The 934-nt window shown below is 57.7% G+C and carries 1 protein-coding gene; it reads left to right on the plus strand.

The window, feature by feature from the left end; genetic code table 11:
- Nucleotides 1–74: 74 nt before the first annotated feature.
- Nucleotides 75–911, plus strand: a complete 837-nt coding sequence (locus HGI46_RS21805) for an IS5 family transposase (RefSeq protein ID WP_062346270.1) — start codon at nt 75–77, stop codon at nt 909–911.
- The last annotated feature ends 23 nt before the right edge of the window (nt 912–934 follow it).

Below are 934 nucleotides of genomic sequence, written 5' to 3' on the forward strand. Positions count from 1 at the left end.
AGAGCCCGAACCGAAAGTTGTTGAGCAATACCAGCATGTTGTGATTCACGCCTCTTTGCGAAGAGATGGAGTGAATGGTGACATGGACTGGTATTGCCCGGCGCGAGCATAGCCGGGAGGGATTGCGATATCCATCGGATATGACGGATGCGGAGTGGGCGCTGGCAGAGCCATTCGTGCCTCCGGCAAGGCGTGGAGGCCGACCTCGAACGGCAGACATGCGCGAAGTCCTCAACGCTTTGCTTTATGTAGCCGCGAGTGGGTGCGCGTGGCGACTCTTGCCCAAATGCTTCCCTCCGGTGTCGACGGTGCGGCGCTACTTTTACGCCTGGCGCAATGCCGGTCTGTTCGAGGCCATCAACACCGTGCTGGTTATGAACCTGCGGGAAATCGAAGGACGCGAAGCCTCGCCCAGTGCTGGAGTGATCGACAGCCAATCGGTGAAGACCACGGAAAGTGGCGGAGTTTCCGGGTTTGACGCAGGCAAGAAGGTCAAAGGCCGCAAACGACACATCCTGACCGACACATGCGGCTTTCTGATCTTCATTCTCGTCCACGCCGCCGACATTCAGGATCGCGATGGTGCTGTCGATGTGCTGGCTGCCGTCCGGACGCGGTTTCCATGGTTACGCCATGTCTTCGCTGACGGCGGCTATGCAGGTGATAAACTGCGATCCGCGCTTGTCGGCATGGGCAAGTGGACTATCGACATCATCAAGCGTTCCGACAAAGCCAAGGGCTTCGAGGTGCTACCACGCCGATGGGTTGTAGAGCGAACCTTCGCATGGCTTGGCCGCTGCCGACGCCTTGCCAAGGACTGGGAAAAGTCCATCGCGTCTTCAACCGCATGGGCACTCATAGCTTCAATCCGAATGCTCACGCGCCGAACCGCAAGATATTGCTGGAATTGAGAAACTTCTGAATCAGGCACTTA

This window comes from Novosphingobium sp. ERW19 (genome assembly GCF_012641315.1).
GTDB lineage: Bacteria > Pseudomonadota > Alphaproteobacteria > Sphingomonadales > Sphingomonadaceae > Novosphingobium.

Bases quoted from the DNA above. Each gene is read 5' to 3' on its own strand.
- HGI46_RS21805 (WP_062346270.1), top strand. From the start codon at position 75: ATGGTGACATGGACTGGTATTGCCCGGCGCGAGCATAGCCGGGAGGGA.